Origin of the sequence: Calothrix sp. CCY 0018 (genome assembly GCF_963920925.1) — a bacterium.
GTDB lineage: Bacteria > Cyanobacteriota > Cyanobacteriia > Cyanobacteriales > Nostocaceae > Rivularia.
The window spans coordinates 1-20,902 of record NZ_CAWUDI010000041.1 but is presented as its reverse complement, the minus strand read 5'-3'; the positions used below and the strand labels follow the sequence as shown (position 1 = coordinate 20,902).

The following is a 20,902-nucleotide window of genomic DNA, read 5'->3' as shown; positions in this document are numbered from 1 at the left end:
ATTAATATGAACTCATCTTACGAACAAGAGTTATGTAATAAAAAGCTAGAAACAATTTTAGTTATCGATGACAGCCCAACTAACCTAGAGATTCTCCATGATGTCTTAGGAAGTGCTGGCTATGAAGTGTTAGTTGAAATGGATGGTGCCAGCGGAATTGAGCAAGTTGAAGGCAATCCTCCCGATTTGATATTATTAGATGTAATGATGCCGAAAATTGACGGATTTGAAACCTGCCGTAGACTGCAAGCAAATCCATCTACAAAGCATATTCCGATTATATTTATAACCGCACTTACAGAAGCCGAAGAAAAAGTTAAAGGCTTAGCTTTAGGAGCGGTAGATTACATTACCAAACCATTTGAGCAAGAAGAAGTTTTAGCTAGAATTAGCCTACATTTAAAGTTACGCAAATTAAATCTTGAATTAGACAAGCAAAAACAAGAATTAGAAATACGAGTAGCCGAGCGAACTTCCGAACTATCTCAAACTTTGAATGAACTAAAACAAACTCAGCTACAATTAGTTCAAACAGAAAAAATATCTTCTTTGGGACAATTAGTTGCTGGTGTTGCTCATGAAGTTAACAATCCCATAGGTTTTATTTCTACCAATTTACATTATGCTAACCAATACATTGAAGATTTACTTATATTAGTGCGGCTTTTTCAAAAAAATTGCTCTAACCCCGGTAGCGAAGTTGAAGAGCAAATAGAAGCTATGGATTTAAAGCATATTGACAAAGATTTACCTAAGTTAATGTCTTCGATGAAATTAGGTACCGATACTATCAAAGGAATCATGCAGTCTTTACGAAACTTTTCTCGTAGCGATGGAGAAAATAAGAAATTAGTTGATATTCATGAAGGGATAGAAGCAACATTAATGATTTTACAACATCGTCTCAAAGCCTATCCCAAACGCCCTGCTATTCAAGTAGTTAAAGACTATAGTGTTTTACCTAAAGTGCAATGTTATCCAGGGCAACTCAACCAAGTCTTTATGAATTTGTTAGCTAATGCTATCGATGTCTTGGAAGAATCAATGATTGAGAATCAATATTTAAACCGCAAAGAATCTACTTTTATAAATCCTAAAATCCGTATTGCAACTACTATCAATAAATACCAAGTTATTGTTAAAATTGCCGATAATGGTAAAGGAATGTCAGAATCAGTCATAAATGAGATTTTTCAACCTTTCTTTACTACCAAACCAGAAGGAAAAGGTACTGGCTTAGGACTTTCAATTAGCTATCAAATTATTACTGAGAATCACGGAGGAAATTTGCAGTGTATTTCTTCCCCAGGAGAAGGAACGGAGTTTTTAATTCAGATTCCTTTTTAAGTTAGGTAATAGGTAATTGGTATTAGAAAGCATAGTAATAAATTGTTTTTAGTTAAAAGGCAAATTCAATATTTTATTTATTTTATTCATAAATTATTATTTACATAAATCATTATTTTTCCGATCTTTTCCTGCTTTATCAAATTAAAACTATTAAATAAATCACCATAAAATCATATAATTAATCCTTGTAGATTCGCAATTGAACGCGCATTTACAGTTGTTCTCACATATTTTATATTAAGTATGGGAACAGAGAACAATCCAAAATCCAAAATCCAAAATTAAAATGACCATTTCAGAACAACCAGGTAAAATCAATTCAACCGAATGGGTAACAGATAGCAATGGAAATTTTGCTATATCTATTCGTTTAAAAGGAGAAAGGCTTTTTCATGAAGTATCTCCCTTTCAAACTGTAGAAATATTTGATACTCACGATAGAGGGAAAATGCTGACCATCGATCGCATGGTGATGTGTACCGAAGCGGATGAAGCGGCTTATCACGAGATGATTGCTCACGTGCCAATGTTGACTCATCCCGATGTCAAAGATGTGCTGGTAATTGGCGCTGGTGATGGAGGTACGATTCGCGAATTAGTTCGCCACCAAGGAATTGAGGGCATCACAATGGTAGAAATTGATGAAGCTGTGGTGCGTGCTTCTAAACAATTTTTACCTACCATTTCTTCTGCTTTAGAACATCCAAAGTTAAATTTACTCATAGATGACGGCATAAAATTCGTTCAAAATGCCGCCGATAATTCCTATGACTTAGTAATAATTGATTCTTCCGATCCCGTAGGGCCATCAGAAGGTTTATTTACCAAGTCATTTTATCAAGATGTGTATCGCACTCTCCGTGTTGGTGGAGTAGTAACGGTACAAAGCGAATCACCAATCTTTCATCAAAAGGCTTTTACAGACTTAAATCAGTGTCTCAAACAAGTTTTTGGCAATGATTCTGTACATTGTTATTTGGTATTTATTCCCATGTATCCTACCGGAATGTGGAGTTTGACTTATTGTTCCAAACAAGGAAAGCATCCAGTTGAAAACTTAGACGTTGAAAAAGCCACGCAGTTTGTCAAACAGCACAATTTACGCTATTACAATGCAGATATTCATAAAGCTGCTTTTGCTTTGCCTGGGTTTATTCAACAGATGATTGGAGAATAGGCAACAGAAAGGTTTGTAGTAAGGACTTTAGTCCTTTAAAAAAGCGATAAATCGCTTACTACGAACCTTTCAATCTAACTGTTGCGTGGTAATAGGTTGGATAAAGCAGAGCCGATATCATGACTACAAACAAACAGTTAACCCAAGTCTCTCGTGGTAAGCGATTCATCGTACTTTTTTACGGTATTGTTGCTTACGCGATCGCAATGTTAACTATATTATATTTAATCCTAGATTTAATTCTCTACAATGCAGGCAAGCAGCCATTAAATTCAATATCTTTAAATCAAGGTTCTATTTTTTCAGCACTATGCATTAATTTAATATTAGTATTTATATTCGGGCTGCAACATAGTATTATGGCACGTCCAAATTTTAAAAAGTGGTGGATGCAAAAAATACCTGTTGTTGCGGAAAGAAGTACTTATGTGTTATTTTCTGCCGTTGCTTTAGTTACACTATTATACTTTTGGCAGCCGATGCAAACAACAATTTGGTCGGTTAACAATACAGCATTAAAATATTTAATTTGGGGATTATTTGCCTGGGGTTGGATTTATTTTGTTCTCGCTACTTTTGCCATCAATCATTTTGATTTGTTCGGTTTGCGTCAGGTATATCTCTATTGGAAAGGGGAAACCTATCAAGAATTTCCATTTATGAAACGCTGGATGTACAATTTCAACCGCCATCCAATTCAAACAGGCATACTTATAGGTATTTGGGCAACTCCATATATGCAACTCGAACATCTTGTTTTATCAACAACATTTACATTTTATATTTTAATTGGCATAGCCTTAGAAGAACAAGATTTGATTCGTCTTTATGGCGAACAATATCAACGCTATCGTGACGAAGTTGGAGGGTTATTTCCTTGGAAAAAGGTAACGGGGAATAGGGAACAGGGAACGGGGAATAGGGAATAGGGAGTAGAAAAAAAGCCTATTTAATTAAAAATATTAGTTGTAAAGCGCAGTAATTCTTATATATGAAGTCTTACAAAGATTTTTACAGACACTTAAGCATACTAATTATTAAATAACCGCTTTCTTTCCACTATTCCCTGTTGCCTGTTCCCTATTCCCTACTCCCTTCACTAATTACAGCTTTTCATGAGCAGCCAAAATTATTCTTTCTGTTTCTTCCCAACCAATACAAGCATCTGTGACGGAAACCCCGTGCTTCAACTCTTTTAAATCGTCAGGAATCTTTTGATTGCCTTCATTCAAATTAGATTCCAACATCAACCCTACGATAGATGTGTTACCGTCCGCTATTTGTTGCACTACATCTTCTAAAACACCAGCTTGCAACTTATAGTCTTTGTTGGAGTTACCGTGACTGCAATCAATCACAATTCTTGGTTGTAAATCTGCTTTTTTGAGTTGATCTTCAGCAGACTTTACATTTTCGCGATCGCAGTTTGGTTTCCCACCACCACCACGTAAAATTATATGACCGTAATCATTTCCTTTGGTTTGAACAATACTAACCTGTCCTTGTCGATTTAAACCCAGAAAATGATGGCTATTTTTAGCTGACTCAAGGGCATTCAAAGCAACTTTAATATTACCATCCGTACCATTTTTAAAACCCACTGGCATAGAAAGCCCGCTGGACATTTCGCGGTGAGTTTGTGATTCAGCAGTGCGTGCCCCGATTGCAGACCAAGCAATTAATTCGCTGATGTACTGAGGTATAATCGGATCTAGAGCTTCCGTACCTGCGGGCAATCCTATTTCATTGATTTTTAACAGCAGTTCCCGTGCCATCAATATACCTTTTTCGATACGGAAAGAATCATCCATATCTGGGTCATTAATTAAACCTTTCCAGCCTACTGTTGTTCTAGGTTTTTCAAAATAAACCCTCATAATTAACAGTAATTTATCTCCAACTTTTTCTTGAAGTTTCTTTAATCTTCGAGAATATTCTAAAGCTAATTCTGTACTATGAATCGAACAAGGACCAATTACAATAAATTTTCTTTTATCTTGAAAATCTAATATATCTTTTAGCTCTTGTCTGTATTTTAAAACATTTGCTTCTGCTGACGGTGTTAAAGGTAATTTTGATTTAACTTCGTGTGGTGTCAATAGAACGTGATAATTCTCGACGTTAGTGTCAAATAATTTCTGGCGCGTGGATTGTCCTATTATCATATGCTTTAATTTTGAACACTTAATTTATCTATACATTGTATCTAAGAAAATACCACTAATAGAAAGAAAAAGTTATAAAATATAATCAAATATTTGAACTATTTATAGTATTTTTGATGATCTAAAATGGCGTTAAGCGTTAGCGAAGCGTCTCTGAAAGAGATAGCTCACCTTTATGTATCGTCTATTCAAGCTTGATAGTTAAATCGATTGCGTACTATGCCACGCAAGCATTTACAACCCTTAATTTAACTTGCCGTAAACCATAGTACTGAGTCAATAAATTTTTGTAAGATAATAAAGTTTATCAATTCTCAGTGTCCTGTTACCTGTTACCAGTAATCTGTTATCAATATTTATATTATTTAACTCCTAACTCCTAACTCCTAACTCCTAACTCCTGAAAATGCTTGAAACCTTACAACAAAACAATTCCAAAGATTATTCATGGAACTTCTGGTTTACTTTGCCAATTTACCCATTCGGTAAGCGGCGAACAATCCGTAAGGAAGTAGTCAAGGATACAGTTTGGACTTTTGACCAGCTTCAAGGCATTTTCTACGTTGTTGTTCCCATTCGCATGACGGTTGTAAAACTCAACGAAGGGGGTTTGCTGGTTTATGCACCAATTGCGCCAACCCCGGAATGCGTTCGTCTTGTTGAAGAATTGGTAGCAGAATATGGCAGAGTGAAGTATATAATATTGCCTACTATTTCCGGCTTAGAACATAAAGTATTTGTCGGTCCCTTTGCCAGACGTTTTCCCGATTCACAGATATTTGTCGCACCCAAACAGTGGAGTTTTCCCGTCAATCTTCCCTTAAGTTGGTTGGGTATACCTGCAAAACGCACCCAAGTACTTCCAGAAGACAGCAGCAAAACACCTTTCGGCAATCAATTTGACTACGAAATTCTCGGTCCCATCGAACTACGTGCTGGTAGATTTGCTGAAGTTGCATTGTTACATAAATCATCAAATACTCTTTTAGTTACTGACTCAATAGTTTCCGTACCCGAACAACCTCCGGCAATTACTTTATTAGACACATACCCCTTACTTTTCCACGCTAGAGATAAAGCAACTGACATCATTGCCGACACACCAGAAAATCGTCATAAAGGATGGCAGCGTATCGCGTTATTTGGCTTGTATTTTCGTCCCAGCGTCTTGGATGTACCAAAATGGGGAGAAGTATTTCGCAATGCTGCCCAAGCACCCCAACGTTCAAATAAAGCTTATTTTGGTTTGTATCCCTTCCAATGGAAGCAAGATTGGCAGCGTTGTTTTGAAACCCTACGAGGTGATGGTAGATTATTTGTAGCACCAATTTTACAGACTTTAATTCTTAACCGCGCACCCGAAGAAACTATTGCATGGGCTGATAAAATTGCTAAGTGGGACTTTAAACGAATTATTCCCTGTCACTTTGACGCACCGATAGAAGCAACACCCAAGCAATTTAGACAAGCATTTTCATTTTTAGAAAAGCACAGTAATAGCACTTTACCGCAAGAAGATTTTCAACTTTTAGAAAAGATTGATGCTACTTTGGATAAATTGGGGATACCTTCAGCGAAGGAGAAAGTTTAATTTTGTCTGAGTGCATTTATCAATATTCCTAAAATTTTTTCGACATCTTGAATATAATATTCACTCAAATCGATGTAAATATGATTTTCTTCTAACTTTAAAAATTGCCAAATTGTTCCAATGGATATTACACCATAAATTGTTTTGATTTTATTTCCCTGCATTTCATTAAACAGTTGTGCTGCAATCATTTCTGCAATACACTGCCCTAATCCAGATTTCAGGTTTTCATTTTTTGTTTCAACTAAAGTCATTACAGGTGCCCGAACAAAAAGCTGTTCTTGAGAAAGACTAATAAGGAAATCACAAAAGCCATTTAATCCTCTTGCACTATCAACACTAAAATCTACTCCTGAAAACAAACTAATTTTTTTATCAAGTTTACGCCGAACTTCAAGTAATATCGGGCTAATTATCATTTCAGAACGGGCTTTTTCTGTATTAATTGCCACTGCTAAATCTACATTTTCTTCCAAAATAGTTGAAAGTAATTCGCTGCATTTTTCTTCTGGAAAATCCGCAAATATTCTAGAGCCTTCGTGAACTGTTAATCCAAAAAAATCGATAACTTGAGCTAATTTAAAATCGCTATAAGCCATTTTGCAAATTGATTTAATTAAATATTAAGCTGTGATTATATTTTAATAATTTATGAAAAATGCAAAGCCGTAAAATACATTCCCAAGCCGAAGCCTGGGAATTATAATATCAATCAAACCTCACACGGTACCAGCAGCAGCACCAACAGCTTGCTCGTCGGCAATTCCCACCAACTTCGCGCTCAATTCCCATAAACGCCGTGCTTTATCATCATCCAACGCTTCATTAGAAACTTCCTGCTCGAAAGATTTTCTACCTTCTTTCTGACGATTTCCCCAGCTATAGTAAGAACCGGATTTATTATATTCTGGCTCTGCAACTACATCTGCAACTCTTTCACCAGCTAATTCTTCAGATACATATCCGCCGGTAATATTCTTTTGGAATAGAGGGAATATTTTCTGGAATAGGGAATAGTGATTGCGGAATAAACCAGTTTCAGCAACGCATCCAGGATACAGCGAACTAAATACAATTCCCGTGGAATCGTGATAGCGTCTGTGTAATTCCCGCATGGTTAAAACGTTGCACAGCTTGCTATCTTTATAAGCTTTACCAGCTTTAAATTTCTTACCGTTAATCATCGAAATCGGTGCTTTGAAGCCTTCCTCAAAACCTTTTAAATCTCCTAAATCTGGAGGTGCGGGAATGGGAATTTTTCCTCCTAATTCTTTAGGATTCGCAGTTACAGTTCCCAAAATTATCAACCTAGCTTCATCGAGAGAAGATTTTTGCAAGTCTTCCAGCATCAAGTTGCACAACAGAAAATGTCCCAGGTGATTCGTGGCAACGCTCAATTCATATCCATCTTCGCTTCTTTGTGGCTCCTTCGCCAAAGGTAAATACACCGCAGCGTTGCATACTAAAGCATCCAGGGATTTACCGCTTTCCCGAAAACTATTAACAAATTGACGCACGCTATTCAAAGAAGCCAAATCGAGATGCATGATGGTGTAGCTGTCAGATGACATTCCCACTTCGTTAGCAACTCTTTGAGTTTTTTCCAAATTGCGACAAGCCATTACTACGTGCCATCCTTTATTAGTAAGAGCTTTCGCAGCGTACAAGCCAACCCCAGAGGAAGCACCCGTGATGACAACTGTTGATTTGCTATTTTGTGCCATATTCTTAAAACTCTATAAATTCTAAATATCAACGTTGGTTGTATTTATGTTCCCATAATTTGAATGCTTACTATCGCAATTGTTAAGAGTGCTTTACGAATCCACCAGATTGTTAAGGAATGTTTACGAATTTGGAACGGTAAATCTATTCGTCGTCTTTTAGATTGTCATGTCGCGGACAATCAAACAATAAACATCCACAACTTTCTAAGAAGTAATAATTATTCATATCTATATTTGGTTTATCTACTGCAAATTCTTATCTCTTTTCTGTTCTTTTGAATATGCAATCTCTAAATATTTGATAGCTTCTGAATATTGATTATTTTGCAAAAGCATACAGCCATACAAAAAATAAGGATAAAAACTTTTAGGACTCATTGATATACATTCTTGCTGTATCTTGATTGCTTCTTCTAAAGTTGCTCCGAATTCCATATAATAATACCAGGCAAGATTATGAGTTGATTTTATAGTCTTTTTTGTTTGATAAGCTCTTTCAAGCAATTTTAAATCTTCATTATCTTGAACTAAACTTGGATTCTCAAAATATCCCAGCGCAAGGGCATTCATTATATTAGTATCTGTGGGATTTTCAGCCAAAAATTGTTCTAGCTGTTTGACATCTTTTTCTGTCGGTATCATGTTTATTTTCAAGTTTGCCAATAGAAAAATGGCTCCACATCGACTGGCAAACAATCTTTATTCCCAGCACTTCCGTTGCGGAATTGTTTATCCGTGGTTCGTTGGTTTACCTGGCTTTGTTTTCTGTTTTACGCATTTTACCCAATCGACAAATCGGAACTTTGGGATAGGAGATAGGGAGAGGGGGTAGAGGGGGTAGAAATTTATTCAATTACCAACCCTTAATTAACTATGAAACACGACGGTAATTAGTGGAATAAAAGTCCATACCAACCATTTCAAAGAGGTGAAGTAACTTGATGGTGCTGGTTGTGGTTGGGATAAGAGGGCTTCCACTCTTTCTTCTAAACGGTTGGCACCGGGGGAGCCTAATGCTGCACAAAGCACTTCTGAAGATATGGGGGGGCTGCTAACAACCATTAGTAGAGATTCCGCTAGCAACAAAGGATCTACAGATAAAACTGCGTGAGCGTCGGCTCGTAATTCTCGTAAAGTTAATAATTCCTGCCACAACGCTTCTGTATTTGGCAGCCAAGAGGTACATTCTCGCATCCAACCCAACCAAAAAAACCAGAATGTATCGCGATAATAATAATGTCCTTGTTCGTGAGCTAAAACGGTTTCTAAATGATTGTTTGAAAGAGTTTTTAATAATCCAGAACTTAAGACTAATTCAGGTTTAAAAAAGCCAATTTGTCCGGCAAATAATGCTGCTGTATTCAACAAGCGAACTTGTTTTCCTCCTACATTAACTATCGGACAGTCACTCGTCTCTTTTACAGATAGCCATCCAAGGCATGCCTGCTTAACGCACATTATTGCAAAAAAGACAATGCCAAATAACGCGATCGCATAGCCATAACAACCAGTTTGCAAGCCTGCCATTCTGCCTTGAGGCCCCATGAATAGTAAAGCAAACGTTGTGGTGAAAATCAATAAGGGAGGAAATAGAAAGAAAAATAGCGCTTTGTGCCAACGTTCATTCCATCTACCGATGTTTTGAATCCATTGACATCTGGTGGTGTAAGCAACTATTAAAGCTGCAAAAATGATTAAAAAATGCATTATTATTTATTCCTCCCTTGCTTGTCGCGCAGCTTGAACTCGTTTTGCTATTGCTTGTATTTTTGCAGAATCTGCTTCATCTAAGCTATCTGCAAAAGCCGCAATTACATCGGGATTTCCCACCTTGAGAAATTGCTGTAACTGTTCGTGTGCTTGAATAACTTCTGCCTGTTGCTTTGTTAGCATCGGCTGCCAATAAAAAGCTTTTCCTCGTTTATTACATTCGAGCCAACCTTTTTGGGTTAGCCGTCGCAGCACCGTAGTAACTGAAGTATAAGCTAATTCGCGGTTAGGGTCAGCTAAAATGCAGTCATGTACATTTTTTACCGTAGCCTTGCCCAACTGCCAAACAATATTTAAAATTTCCGCTTCCAACGGGCCAAGAGAAAGTTGTTTAGGACGGTAATCTGGTAAAGGAGCCATTTTGATTTTGGATTTTAGATTGAGAAGTGTTGCGAAATTTAAACGCCAAACATATTTTATTTGAAGTCCTTCTCTTTCCAGATTACAGTCAACAGCGAACAGTTAGCAGTAAACAGTGAACAGTTATCAGCGAACTGTTACGAGAAAGTAAGGTTAAAGGTTAAAGTTTGAAATTCCCCTTGTCTCCTTATCTCCCCATCTCCCCATCTCCCCATTAACACCGGCAGCGTATTAAAATCTCGGCAGTATATAAAAGCAGGTGTATCAAGCGCATGAAGTTATTTATTTATCATGCTCCGGAAGAAACCCCAACCCAGGAAATGCCAGAATGCGCGATCGCGGTTGATGTTTTGCGTGCAACTACAACGATGGCAACGGTTTTGGCTCACGGTGGGGAAGGGATTCAATTTTTCAGCGATTTAGATGAATTGGTGAAAGTTAGCGAAAAGTTTCCTGCTCACAAACGTCTGCGGGCTGGAGAAAGAGGTGGTGCAAAGGTTCCTAATTTTGATTTAGGGAATTCTCCCCTCGACTGCAAACAGGAAGTGGTGGAAGGAAAGCGCTTGTTTATCAGTACTACTAACGGTACCCGTGCTTTACAAAGAATACAGGATGCTCAAACCGTTATTACCGGAGCATTTGTCAATTTAACCTCTGTGGTGGAATATTTGGCAAATAATAAACCCGAAAATGTCTGGATGGTGGGTTCCGGATGGCAAGGTAGTTACTCTCTTGAGGATACTGCTTGTGCTGGTGCGATCGCTTATCATCTATTGGAAAAAACTAAGTTATCTATAGATGATGTCACGGGTAACGATGAAGTAGTTGCAGCAATGGCACTTTATTCTCAATGGAAAGATAATTTGTTGCAAATGTTGAAATATGCCAGCCACGGTAAACGTTTAATAGGTTTGGATTGCAATGATGATTTAAAATACTGTTCTCAAATTGATACTTTCGATGTGTTACCAATGCAGCAAGAGCCGGGGGTTTTGAAAAGACACGCTTGATAGATTTAATTGAAATACGGGCAGGGATGCCCGTACCACAAGATTTCAACAAAAAAATAATGTTTTATATACTAATTCATCCGCAATCGTGATGTATTTTTAACTTCTATATTCAACATTTAACCAAACAATACGCTTCAACTAAAAATTGATGTTGGGTTACGGCGCTTTTTTACTTTTTGTTAACTATGAATATTTTCGTGCGCCGTGAAGGCAACCTACAACTAATTGATCCGCAATTATAATCTTGGGTTATGACAATGCAGCTTGTAGGTTGGGTTAGGTTCACGAACAAATATAAATACCAACGAATAATCTATATTTGAACCGTAACCCAACATGACGTTATGGATTTATTCGCAATATTCATCCGCAATCATGATGTTGAGTTACGACACGATAAAGTAGCATTTTTGTTACAAATCAAATTTGGTTTTCCTGTCTAACCCAACCTACTAACTACACTGCTAAAAACTTAGCAAAATTCTTTTTCTGAACGGCAGAAGGTTTTTCAACTGGCACCACTTCGTATTTATTAGCACGAGGCTCTGCTAAGGTAACGCTATAAGTACGCAGTTCGTCTTGATGAAATACGGTTATTTCAATGGTATCTTGCGGTTGATAATCTTTTAATCTTTCGTTTAATTCTTTTCCAGTTACTTTAATTCCATCAATTGCTAATAATTCATCACCTGCGTCTATCCCGGCAATTTGGGCGGGAGAATCTGATTCTACAAATTTAATTGATTCTTTGGCGTTATTACTAACTACTTTTATTCCCAAAAATGGTTCATCTATATTATCTTCAACTAATTCTAAACCGAAAGGTTCTAGATATTCGTTAAAGGGTAATTCTTCTCTACCGTGGATGTAACGCTGATAAAATTCTGTTAAATCTTTTCCGGCTACTGATTCGATAATTTGCTTTAATTCATCGGCAGTATAGCCAATTTCATCTTTACCAAATTGCTGCCATAATTTGAGCATGACATCATCAAGAGAACGCTGGTTTTTATGACGGGAACGAATCATTAAATCTAACAACAAAGTAATCATTTCCCCTTTCAAATAATAGGAAATTTGAGAATTTGGACTGTTAGCATCTTGACGGTAAAGTTTAATCCAAGCATCAAAACTTGATTCGGAAACTGGCTGTATTTTACGCCCTGGTGTTGTTTGATACCGACTGATTTCTTTACTTAAATTATTTAAGTATGAACTAACATCATAAATTCCCGCTCTCAAAGGAATTAATAGATCGTAATAACTTGTAGTTCCTTCGCAAAACCATAGGGAAGGTGTATAGTTTTCTTGGTCGTAATCAAAAACTTCCAATTCTTTGGGACGAATTCGCTTTACATTCCATAGGTGGAAGAATTCGTGAGCTACTAACTGCATGAAACGCTCGTATTTATCGCGATCGCCAAATCCAAATCGCTTATATATTAAGGAGCAGGAGTCTTTATGTTCCAATCCACCGAAGGATTGCGCTGATAAGTGGAGCAGAAATAGATATTTTTCGTAAGGTAAACCACCGAACATATCCGCTTCGACTTCGATGATTTTCTTAATATCTTCAATTAACGGTTCGACTTTAACGTTACCTTTTCCCCAAATCGCTAACTGATGCGGTTTTCCCCTCACTTCAAAGTCATATAGCTGATGAGTACCGATTTCAAAAGGACTATCTACAAGAGTATCGAAATCCGCAGCGACAAAAGTATTTTGTTGTTTTTCAACTACTGGCAATGTTGTAGTGACTTGCCATTGAGGTGGTGTTTGAATGGTAACGTTGATTGGCTGCTTATCGAATTCTGGGATTCTGAAAAATATTGCAGCTCCATTAAAATAACCGTGGGTTGAATCTAAATGATTTGTTCGCACGGTTAACTCGTTTGCAAAAATACGGTATTTAACAGTTACTTCTGATATTCCATCTGTATCTACTTGCCAGTGATTTTTACCAATTTTGCGCCAAGTTAAAGCTTTCTCGTGACTAATCGCCGATAAATCTTGTAAATGCTTGGCATATTCCCGCACTAAGTAAGAACCGGGAGTCCAGACGGGCATTTTCAAATCTAAAGTAGATAGCGAATAATCTTCTAAATGTAAAGTTACCTCAAACAGATGGTTTTGAGGATTCGGCATTGCAACTTGGTAGTTAATTGTTGCTGTGGATTGCTTTGCAGTTTGGATGGGAGGAGCAGTTAATTCGGTCATATTTTAGGGCAATAATTATTTTTCTTCTAACATATAATTCTATTGCTTGAAAAACTCTGCTGTAACAAAAACAAAACAGATTTTAGGTTGATTTTCAAGCTATGGGGATAATTCTAAATTCTAAACGCTAAATTACAAACTTAAAATCCTGAAATCGTTAAAAACCCGATTTTTCTAAAAAACCGGGTTTATAAAAGCTAAAATTATGTTCTAACTGATATTCTTCTGTTGCCTATTCCTTAATACCCCTAACTTAAAAGTCAAATTTTACCAGCCAAATTCACCAATTGCTTGAAATTAAGCAGATGAATCATATCTTGAGCGGTGTTGATGTTAACCCAAGCTTTTTCGTGGAGCTTTTGCATAATTTGGGTAGTTTCTTCTATACCGATGTCGGTAACGTCAGCTAAATCTTGCAAAGGAATATTATAAATATTTTTTCCTTTTTCAGCTTGTTCACCGTAACTCTCACCCAAAGTTACCAGAGTATGAGACAACTTGACAGCAGGCGGTGCCCCTCGCATTTGCAGACGTAAATTAACGTAGCGCATCCGTCTTACCATTAATTGCAGCATTCGATGGTGTAGCTGGGAATCTTTAAATAATATTTGAATAAAGCTTTCCCTCGATACGCTAATCAACTCTACCGCAGAAAGAGCAATTACATCGGTAGAGCGGGGAGATTCATCCAAAATCGCCATCTCTCCGAAGAAATCACCTTTACCTAAAATCGCTAGAGCGCGAGTATCTTCGCTGTTAGTACGCCGGACTTTCACCCAACCCGATAAAATAAAGTAAACCGCATTACCCCAAGAATCTTCCATTAAAACGGCTCGCCCTGCGGGATATTCGTGCATTGTTGCAACGTTGAGCAGCCATTCCAAAGTTTGGGGATTAGCTGTACTCATTAAGGGGAAAATTTCGCTAAAAACCTCTGTCTGCATGAAATATTTGCCACAAATAGATTAAAAAACTGTTAAAGGAAAAACTTGGTAAATACACTTTCAGCTATCAGCTTTTAGCTTTTAGCTTTTAGCTACTAGCGGGTTAAATACCTCACCGATAAAGATAGGTGCAAGCCGTCTTGTTGGGATCAAATCCCCATCAAATTGCCAGCTAATAGCTGATAGCTGATAGCTAATAGCTTTAATTCGCAGTTAATGCCTCTATTACAACACAATGATTTAGGAATACTCATCAGCGGTTTCACTGAGTCTTTATCTATCAGCTAGGAATGTCTGTAAGTATCCTTAATTGTCGATCTAAATTTTTTACAAGTCCGTTTAAGGATTCCAAAGCCTTTATTTGCTCGGTGTTTAAGTCTGGTTTATTCGCAGCCAGCCTTTGGTGTAATTCGCGCACTTTATAGCTTAACTCTTGAGAAGCTCCCAAAGCGTCACGACTAATATGGCTTAACTGTTGTTGCTGGTAAAACTTTAATGCAGCACCACGCAATACTTGTAAAGTTGCTTCTTCTCCGTACATTCCCGGCATGACTCGCAAGCGTAATAACAAGCGCTGTTGTTGATACAAACATTCTGTTTCCACTTGCTTTGCTTGTGCCAATGTCATTAGAGGTAAAGAACTCAACCGTTTCAATTCATTGAGTACGCCTTGAAATGCTGATAATGGAAGTTCTTCTACTACTGACTGTACTATCCCGTTCAAACTCCAGAGTATTCTTGCTTGATAAGGCTGCCTTTCCAAATATAACCGACCGATACCTCCAGCTAAAACTCTTGCTAGTAATTCGTTAAGCAGTTTCCTGGGTGGAAGTGTTGGCAGTATCTGATCGGCACTAAATGATTCCGGAAGAGGTAATTTTAATACGGGTAAATTCTTTGCTGATACAATTTCAAAAATATCTGGATCGGTTTTTTTATGGGATTCTTGCTTATTTTCTTGCTTATTTTCTTGCTTAGATTCTTGCTTATTTTCTTGCTTAGATTCTTGTTTAGATTCTTGCTTATTTTCGTGATTTAAAGTTTTAACAGGAGATTTTCGGCGCTGTTGATTAGATACACTTTTTAAGTTAACTCTATTAGGAGAATCGAACAATATTAAAGTATTATCTCCCGGTAATGATTCTTCTTCTTCTTCTAAATTTTGCATTTTTTCTGTAATTAATCGATTCTCAACATAGGGTACATTGTTGGAATCTACTCGATCTTGTTTTTCTAATTTAGACTCAGAAGATGCGTTTTTGTAGTTGAGGTATTCTGACAATATGATCCGGTGAGCTTCCGCAGTCACGGTTTGAGTTGCTACCGTGATTTTTAGGTAGGATAATATGTTATTTACATATTCTAATGCTACCGTGTCTTTTGGATTAACGATGCCCAACAACAGACTGTTATATTCTAACTTCAAAGGTAAAACTTGATGATAGAGGCAAGCCTCAAAACACAAGATACCTTCTTCTATCAGTCGAAATATCTGCTCGCGTTCTAATTGTTGGTTTGGCTTATGATATGATGCACCGTCAGTTCCTATAGTCTTAGATGGCTTTTGATTGGCAATTGCTGAATTGTTATCAGTTGGTTTGCCTTCGGAAGACAACATAGGTCAAATCGCTTAATATTTTACTCCATCGTATTCGCTCCATTAATGATTTGGCACTATATTTACAAAGACTTTTCAGTAAATACAAGTTAAATTATTTACAAATACTTACAAAAATTAGTACAAATCCTTAGTAAAGACTTGCACAACTCTGGGCTTGAGCCAGTGCAGGAAGACTGTAATCTTCCCAACACTTACTCACTACGTATCACTTGAGCCGCTAAATATACTTTTGTCCACTCTCCCATCACCTGATGAGTTTTGCGATTGATATTCTGGGCAATTTCTTCTGTAGTTTTACCAATTTTGGACATTTCTAAAACTTGCTTTTGCACGGGTGATAATTTTTCTTGCAATTGTTCCCATTGCTGGAGTGTCAGCCCCAAATTATGCTCTAGCAACGAAGTTTCCAGCCAGTTTGACACTAATTCTGGTTTATCCTTGACTGCAAAAACTCGTACCGCATGATAGCCAATTTTCTCTCGCAACCGATAAATCTCTTTGATTGGCTTATCTAATTCTTTCGCGATCGCATCTTGGGTAAAGCCTTTAAGATACAGTTGCAGCCAAATGGTAGCATCTTCTCCCAAATTTTCTTTGAGATATTCCTCAAATTCCGTTTTTACCAAGTGACGCTGTAACTCTTGCTCCTGGCTTTTCTCCTCTTCTTGATAATCTTCTATGGCATTTTGATCTACCAGGCTGACTCGATTTTCACCGTCTTCACCAAGCACTTCTTCGGAAACCAACCGCACCAAATCTTTGGTAGGTACCTGGGTTAAACCGCCACGCTGAGTTCTCTTTAAATAGTTGACAAAACGATATACCAGTAATGGCTGATTGCGTATTGGGCGCATACAATACTCTTCCAAACTGGCAAATAACAAGGCATTCTTCAATCTAGTATCTTGCGTATACTCAGAAATACAAGCCATCTGAGAAACCATATACTTATCGCTCTGCAACAATTCTTGGAGTACCTCTTGCAACACATCCAATACTTTACGCTGGCGATCGCGACTCAAAGAAATCCAAGTTTGAATTTTCGTTCGTAATGTCGCTAAACTTCCCAAACGAGTAATCAAGTTACGGTAAGCACGCTCCCTCCCAACTCCCAAATAACGCTGACACAAAATTCGATAGCGATATTCCATTGCTTGCTTGGCAATATTGAATTCCTTGACATTAAGATTGTCAAAGCGTTCTTTATCGCTTCCTATCAGCCACTTAGCTATACTTTCTCTTGAAGATTCGCTGTGTTGCGAACATTCTTCTGCCAAGCGATTGAGCCAATATTCTTTTAATTTTTCCGCTTCAGATGATGTCATATCGAGATTGCGCTCCTCAAAACCCTGCTTTAAAGTTTGCATCACAACCCCCACTTATCACAATTGGTGTATTTAACTATTTGTCGTCCCATCGCACTAAAATATCCAAAAAACATTTATGGATTCTATTTTTTATACGTCTGATTCAAGCTAAGTTATGCAGAATTTACCTCTCAACTCGAAAACCAATCAATGTTTTCCAGTTATCTTCCTTAGTTTTAAAAGGTTGTTAATTTTTGTAAAGGAAAATATTTAATTTGCAGTTAAACTATATATATATGTCTTAAGACAGATTTACATACTGCCAGCTAAGTGAATATGAAAGCTAATAACATCACTACTATTTTTTGAACGTAAGAAATAGAATTCACATTAAACGAGACGTTGCTCTATACATATTAGTTTCATCTCCAAAATATCAAATTAAATTAGTATTTCTTTTTACAGATACTTGATTATTCTCAGAAGAACGGAGTGTATATCATCGCAGTTAATATGGTTAATTAATCGTTAGTATTATTTCGCAAAAGTATTGAGATTAATTTTCAGGTGAAATTTATCGGTAAAATTCAGTTGAGAAAGAATTAAGCCCAAAGCAAATCAATTGACATATATAGTCCGAAGTTTAAGACATTATTTATAGTTATTTCTCGTTGTTACTATTCGGCTTGGCTTTGTGCGCTCTTTGATAGAAACATCTGCTTTCTCGATCTAATCTTATTCTGAAAAAAATCCTCAAAATACGAAAGTACCCAAACGGGTACTATTTGTAATATAAGAGTTTGAGGAAATTAACCTTTGTTAGCTCAATACTGTCCAAGACCTTTTAAATTCAATTAAATTCAATTAAATTCAAATAAATTAAATTACTTAACGACCGTAAGACCTACCTATGATCGGATTTTCTACAGATAATCGATATTCTTCAACTTCTTCGGAATAAGCAATAGGTAAAACAGCTTCAACGTTTTCATGGGGACGAGGAATAATTACCCAAGATTCGAGGGTTCCACCGTGACAGCTTTCTGCGGCTTCAATCCCAGCAGCCATAGCCGCTTTAACTTCTGAAACATCACCGCGAATATTAACTGTAAACCGAGCGCTACCAACTCTGATATAGCCCACAAGCGTAACTCTACCAGCTTTTACCATTGCATCAGCAGCTGCTAATACGGCAGGAAAACCTTTAGTTTCTAAAGAACCAACTGCCTGTGTTGACATTTATAATCTCCTCTATTAATAAACGTATGTGGTGCTACCCTTCTTTGGATAGCTACCGATATATTCTTTATCATCTTCTCAGAAATCGAACAATCGCGGACTATAAACGGAAAGGTTCTGACTTTGAAGTAAAATGGATTGGTAAAATGCTTTCCACATTTTCTGGCGGGTTGGGGACAATGTAATGACTGGTGACTTCACCTCCGTGGGATTCTTGTTCAACAGATTCCATACCTGCTGCTACAGCACGTTGAACTTCAGCAACCCTCCCTCTAACTGCGACAAAAAAGCGTCCGCTTTCCGATTTATCGTAAAAAACGATTGAAACTTCGGCAGCTTTCACCATCGTATCTGAGGCTATAAGTATTGCAGGAAAACTTAGCGCTTCGATTACTCCTACTGCCATTGGCATAACTTTACTCTCCTGAGTCAAGGTATAAGTAAAAATAATTATACGGTGGTTTTGACCTGGTTTTATCTAAATATAGGACAGCTAAATTTGAAATACATCAACCAGTATTCTTTTATCTTCTCGCAAGCGGCTACTATCTGGAGAATCATAAAATATCATCAAGCTATTTTGTTCTCCCCAACAGGAATACAGCGCCAAACCTTCAGCATGATCCGAACCAACGGTAAAAGGTAAGTCAAACAAAGGAAACAAATTATCCTCATCCTGCTGGTGTATATTTTCACCCGAATTATTTAAAGCATCTTTCCAACGAAAAACTTCCATTTCTCCTTCCACAGCCATTGTCGGCCCTGCTAAGATAATTAAATCTTCCCCTTGCAAACATAATTCTCGTATTCCCAAACCGTTCAAATCGAGAAAATGCTTTTTATATTTTGCACCTTCATCGGTTATCTCTTCCAACGTCAAAACACCTGGCTCAGATTCCGTTAACTGCATTTCAATAATTACAGCCCATCCCCGCAAAACAGGGCCGCGCAAACCGAGAAAAATGCGATTATTACTTGCTGCTACTAAACCTTCGATATCCAAACCGTTATCTTTAGAAGGGATTCCACTAGTAATAAATGGTTTCAAATGTACATCTTCTTTCAAAACTTCAAACAATAAATTACGCTCATCAAATGTTTGCAAACAAGCAGCGGTTTTGGTTTCTCCTTCAGCAGGAACGCAAGATTTAATTAATTCACCATTAACAACGGGAATTCTCGCCAAAATAAAACGATTCAAGTCAGTAGTAATAGTAGCAAGTCTTTCTAAATCCGTTTCCAAATCTTTTCCTTTTGGTTTCTTGCGTTTAGTACTGTGAGAACCAGTCAACCAGAGATAACCATCCCGAAAATCCATACCTTCAATATCAATTTCATCATCATCGAATAGCTCGATATAATCCTTTAATAAAAAGCGTTGATGCTCCCCATAACTATGACAACCGATAGGAGAAAGACGTTCAACCGCAACCATTTCATCAGAACCGATCCATAAACTACCATCATCACTAAAAGTAGCAGAAGAAATATCGCTGACAATATCATCACTTCTTTGCTCAAACTGAAGTAAAACGCGAGTTAATAAAAAATATTCTAGTTGAGACATAAATAGGTTCGTAGTAGCGCTTTAGCGCCTCTTAATTCTGAGTGTATTCATCCTACTATAAATCATCCCAACTTTTTCCAAAATCGCGTACTGGATATTCAACCCAATTACTTCGTAACCACTCTCTGCCGTAATTTTCTAAATACCAATAAACACTGCTTTCGCTCCAATCATAAGGAGATTCGGCCCAATCATGTTTTACAGGATTGTAATGGATATAATTTAAAGTAGTGTAATAGTGTCCTTGAGAACGTATAGCACGGTCGCTAAAAGAACACCATATTTTACCTGCCGTATTATCTTCTTTATTCCATTGACGAGCAAGATTTCCATGAATTGAACGTAATATCTTTCTAAGGTAATAAAATCTGATATTCTTTAATAATAAGTGGTAATGATTTGGTAAGATAACCCAAGCGAGTATATCTATATCTTTGTATATAAATTGTTGAAAAATTAGATTTAATAATTGTTGTCGTCTTTGATGCGTATTTATCCGACATTTATGTTCGTAACAAGTAGCTGTAATTAAATAATATTCGCTGTTTTCTATTGGATGAGGGGGTGAGTGTGGGGGAAAGCCCTTTTTCAACCTTTCTTCTACAACTGCTGCTTTTTGTTCTGGAGTGAGCTTGCGATATTCATACACAGTTTTAAAGAGCGCTGAAACGCTATTACAAATCTATAATTTATTTAGTAACAGAAAAATTCATACCGTGTCATTCGTAGTTTTTCGTAATATGAGTAAAATCGTTCGTAGTAGCGCTTCAGCGCATCCGAATTCAACCATGTGTGAATCATAAAATAATCCCTATCTCACCGAGCATTTTTCGTAAAACCAAAAATTGTTCGTA

Annotated in this window: 19 protein-coding genes and 1 pseudogene; 6 read left to right on the top strand and 14 right to left on the bottom strand. The window is 37.1% G+C overall.

The genetic code is table 11. From position 1 onward, the window contains the following. Positions 1-6 precede the first annotated feature (6 nt). From ACM03V_RS25470 to ACM03V_RS25460, 3 genes are all read left to right on the top strand, one after another. The gene (locus ACM03V_RS25470) at positions 7-1,347 is read left to right on the top strand and encodes a response regulator (protein WP_414623597.1); all 1,341 of its coding nucleotides are present in this window, start codon (positions 7-9) and stop codon (positions 1,345-1,347) included. A 289-nt stretch (positions 1,348-1,636) separates the two neighbouring features. Next, entirely contained in the window at positions 1,637-2,527 is an 891-nt protein-coding gene (gene speE, locus ACM03V_RS25465) for a polyamine aminopropyltransferase (RefSeq protein WP_414623596.1), read from the top strand. Positions 2,528-2,646: 119 nt separating this feature from the next. Then, positions 2,647-3,456 carry a methyltransferase family protein gene (locus ACM03V_RS25460; RefSeq protein ID WP_414623595.1) on the top strand — a complete coding sequence of 270 codons (810 nt, stop codon included), beginning with the start codon at positions 2,647-2,649 and terminating at the stop codon, positions 3,454-3,456. 174 nt (positions 3,457-3,630) lie between these two features. On the opposite strand, the gene ACM03V_RS25455 is transcribed toward ACM03V_RS25460, so the two are convergent. Then, on the bottom strand, positions 3,631-4,692 hold the full coding sequence (locus tag ACM03V_RS25455) for a 3-deoxy-7-phosphoheptulonate synthase (RefSeq protein ID WP_414623594.1): 1,062 nt from the start codon (positions 4,690-4,692) through the stop codon (positions 3,631-3,633). Positions 4,693-5,098: 406 nt separating this feature from the next. Between ACM03V_RS25455 and ACM03V_RS25450 the strand changes: the two genes are divergently transcribed. Continuing rightward, a complete protein-coding gene (locus tag ACM03V_RS25450) occupies positions 5,099-6,283 on the top strand; it encodes a DUF4336 domain-containing protein (RefSeq protein WP_414623593.1) in 1,185 nt (394 codons plus the stop codon). On the opposite strand, the gene ACM03V_RS25445 is transcribed toward ACM03V_RS25450, so the two are convergent. From ACM03V_RS25445 to ACM03V_RS25435, 3 genes are all read right to left on the bottom strand, one after another. Beyond that, the gene (locus ACM03V_RS25445; RefSeq protein WP_414623592.1) at positions 6,280-6,882 is read right to left on the bottom strand and encodes a hypothetical protein; all 603 of its coding nucleotides are present in this window, start codon (positions 6,880-6,882) and stop codon (positions 6,280-6,282) included. The genes ACM03V_RS25450 and ACM03V_RS25445 overlap by 4 nt on opposite strands. A 120-nt stretch (positions 6,883-7,002) precedes the next feature. Next, a complete protein-coding gene (locus tag ACM03V_RS25440; RefSeq protein WP_414623591.1) occupies positions 7,003-8,007 on the bottom strand; it encodes a protochlorophyllide reductase in 1,005 nt (334 codons plus the stop codon). Between the two features lie 246 nt (positions 8,008-8,253). Next, a complete protein-coding gene (locus tag ACM03V_RS25435) occupies positions 8,254-8,652 on the bottom strand; it encodes a tetratricopeptide repeat protein (protein ID WP_414623590.1) in 399 nt (132 codons plus the stop codon). Positions 8,653-8,672: 20 nt separating this feature from the next. On the opposite strand from ACM03V_RS25435, the pseudogene ACM03V_RS25430 reads away from it, so the two are divergent. Continuing rightward, positions 8,673-8,819, top strand: a pseudogene (locus ACM03V_RS25430) (DUF421 domain-containing protein); the annotation flags it as partial. 58 nt (positions 8,820-8,877) lie between these two features. On the opposite strand, the gene ACM03V_RS25425 reads toward ACM03V_RS25430, so the two are convergent. Continuing rightward, positions 8,878-9,717: a M56 family metallopeptidase gene (locus ACM03V_RS25425; protein ID WP_414623589.1), complete on the bottom strand. Its 840-nt coding sequence runs from the start codon at positions 9,715-9,717 to the stop codon at positions 8,878-8,880. A 6-nt stretch (positions 9,718-9,723) separates the two neighbouring features. Further along, positions 9,724-10,140: a BlaI/MecI/CopY family transcriptional regulator gene (locus tag ACM03V_RS25420; RefSeq protein WP_414623588.1), complete on the bottom strand. Its 417-nt coding sequence runs from the start codon at positions 10,138-10,140 to the stop codon at positions 9,724-9,726. 272 nt (positions 10,141-10,412) lie between these two features. Between ACM03V_RS25420 and ACM03V_RS25415 the strand changes: the two genes are divergently transcribed. After that, the gene (locus ACM03V_RS25415) at positions 10,413-11,150 is read left to right on the top strand and encodes a 2-phosphosulfolactate phosphatase family protein (protein WP_414623587.1); all 738 of its coding nucleotides are present in this window, start codon (positions 10,413-10,415) and stop codon (positions 11,148-11,150) included. 459 nt (positions 11,151-11,609) lie between these two features. Here the strand turns inward: ACM03V_RS25415 and ACM03V_RS25410 are convergent, their stop codons facing one another. The 8 genes from ACM03V_RS25410 to ACM03V_RS25375 all read right to left on the bottom strand — a co-directional run bounded on the left by ACM03V_RS25410 (position 11,610) and on the right by ACM03V_RS25375 (position 20,697). Next, complete coding sequence (locus tag ACM03V_RS25410; protein ID WP_414623586.1) at positions 11,610-13,370, bottom strand: M61 family metallopeptidase; 1,761 nt, start codon at positions 13,368-13,370, stop codon at positions 11,610-11,612. Positions 13,371-13,630: 260 nt separating this feature from the next. Then, positions 13,631-14,314, bottom strand: coding sequence for a Crp/Fnr family transcriptional regulator (locus ACM03V_RS25405; RefSeq protein WP_414623585.1), 684 nt, complete (start codon positions 14,312-14,314; stop codon positions 13,631-13,633). 280 nt (positions 14,315-14,594) lie between these two features. Beyond that, on the bottom strand, positions 14,595-15,932 hold the full coding sequence (locus ACM03V_RS25400; RefSeq protein ID WP_414623584.1) for a pilus assembly protein PilB: 1,338 nt from the start codon (positions 15,930-15,932) through the stop codon (positions 14,595-14,597). 194 nt (positions 15,933-16,126) lie between these two features. Next, positions 16,127-17,302, bottom strand: a complete 1,176-nt coding sequence (locus ACM03V_RS25395; RefSeq protein WP_414623583.1) for a HetZ-related protein 2 — start codon at positions 17,300-17,302, stop codon at positions 16,127-16,129. An 828-nt stretch (positions 17,303-18,130) separates the two neighbouring features. Then, a complete protein-coding gene (locus tag ACM03V_RS25390) occupies positions 18,131-18,481 on the bottom strand; it encodes a carbon dioxide-concentrating mechanism protein CcmK (protein WP_414623582.1) in 351 nt (116 codons plus the stop codon). Positions 18,482-18,581: 100 nt separating this feature from the next. Further along, positions 18,582-18,893, bottom strand: coding sequence for a carbon dioxide-concentrating mechanism protein CcmK (locus ACM03V_RS25385; RefSeq protein WP_414623581.1), 312 nt, complete (start codon positions 18,891-18,893; stop codon positions 18,582-18,584). Between the two features lie 81 nt (positions 18,894-18,974). Further along, the gene (locus ACM03V_RS25380) at positions 18,975-20,048 is read right to left on the bottom strand and encodes a DUF3616 domain-containing protein (RefSeq protein ID WP_414623580.1); all 1,074 of its coding nucleotides are present in this window, start codon (positions 20,046-20,048) and stop codon (positions 18,975-18,977) included. Between the two features lie 55 nt (positions 20,049-20,103). Further along, positions 20,104-20,697, bottom strand: coding sequence for an REP-associated tyrosine transposase (locus tag ACM03V_RS25375; RefSeq protein ID WP_414623579.1), 594 nt, complete (start codon positions 20,695-20,697; stop codon positions 20,104-20,106). Positions 20,698-20,902 lie beyond the last annotated feature (205 nt).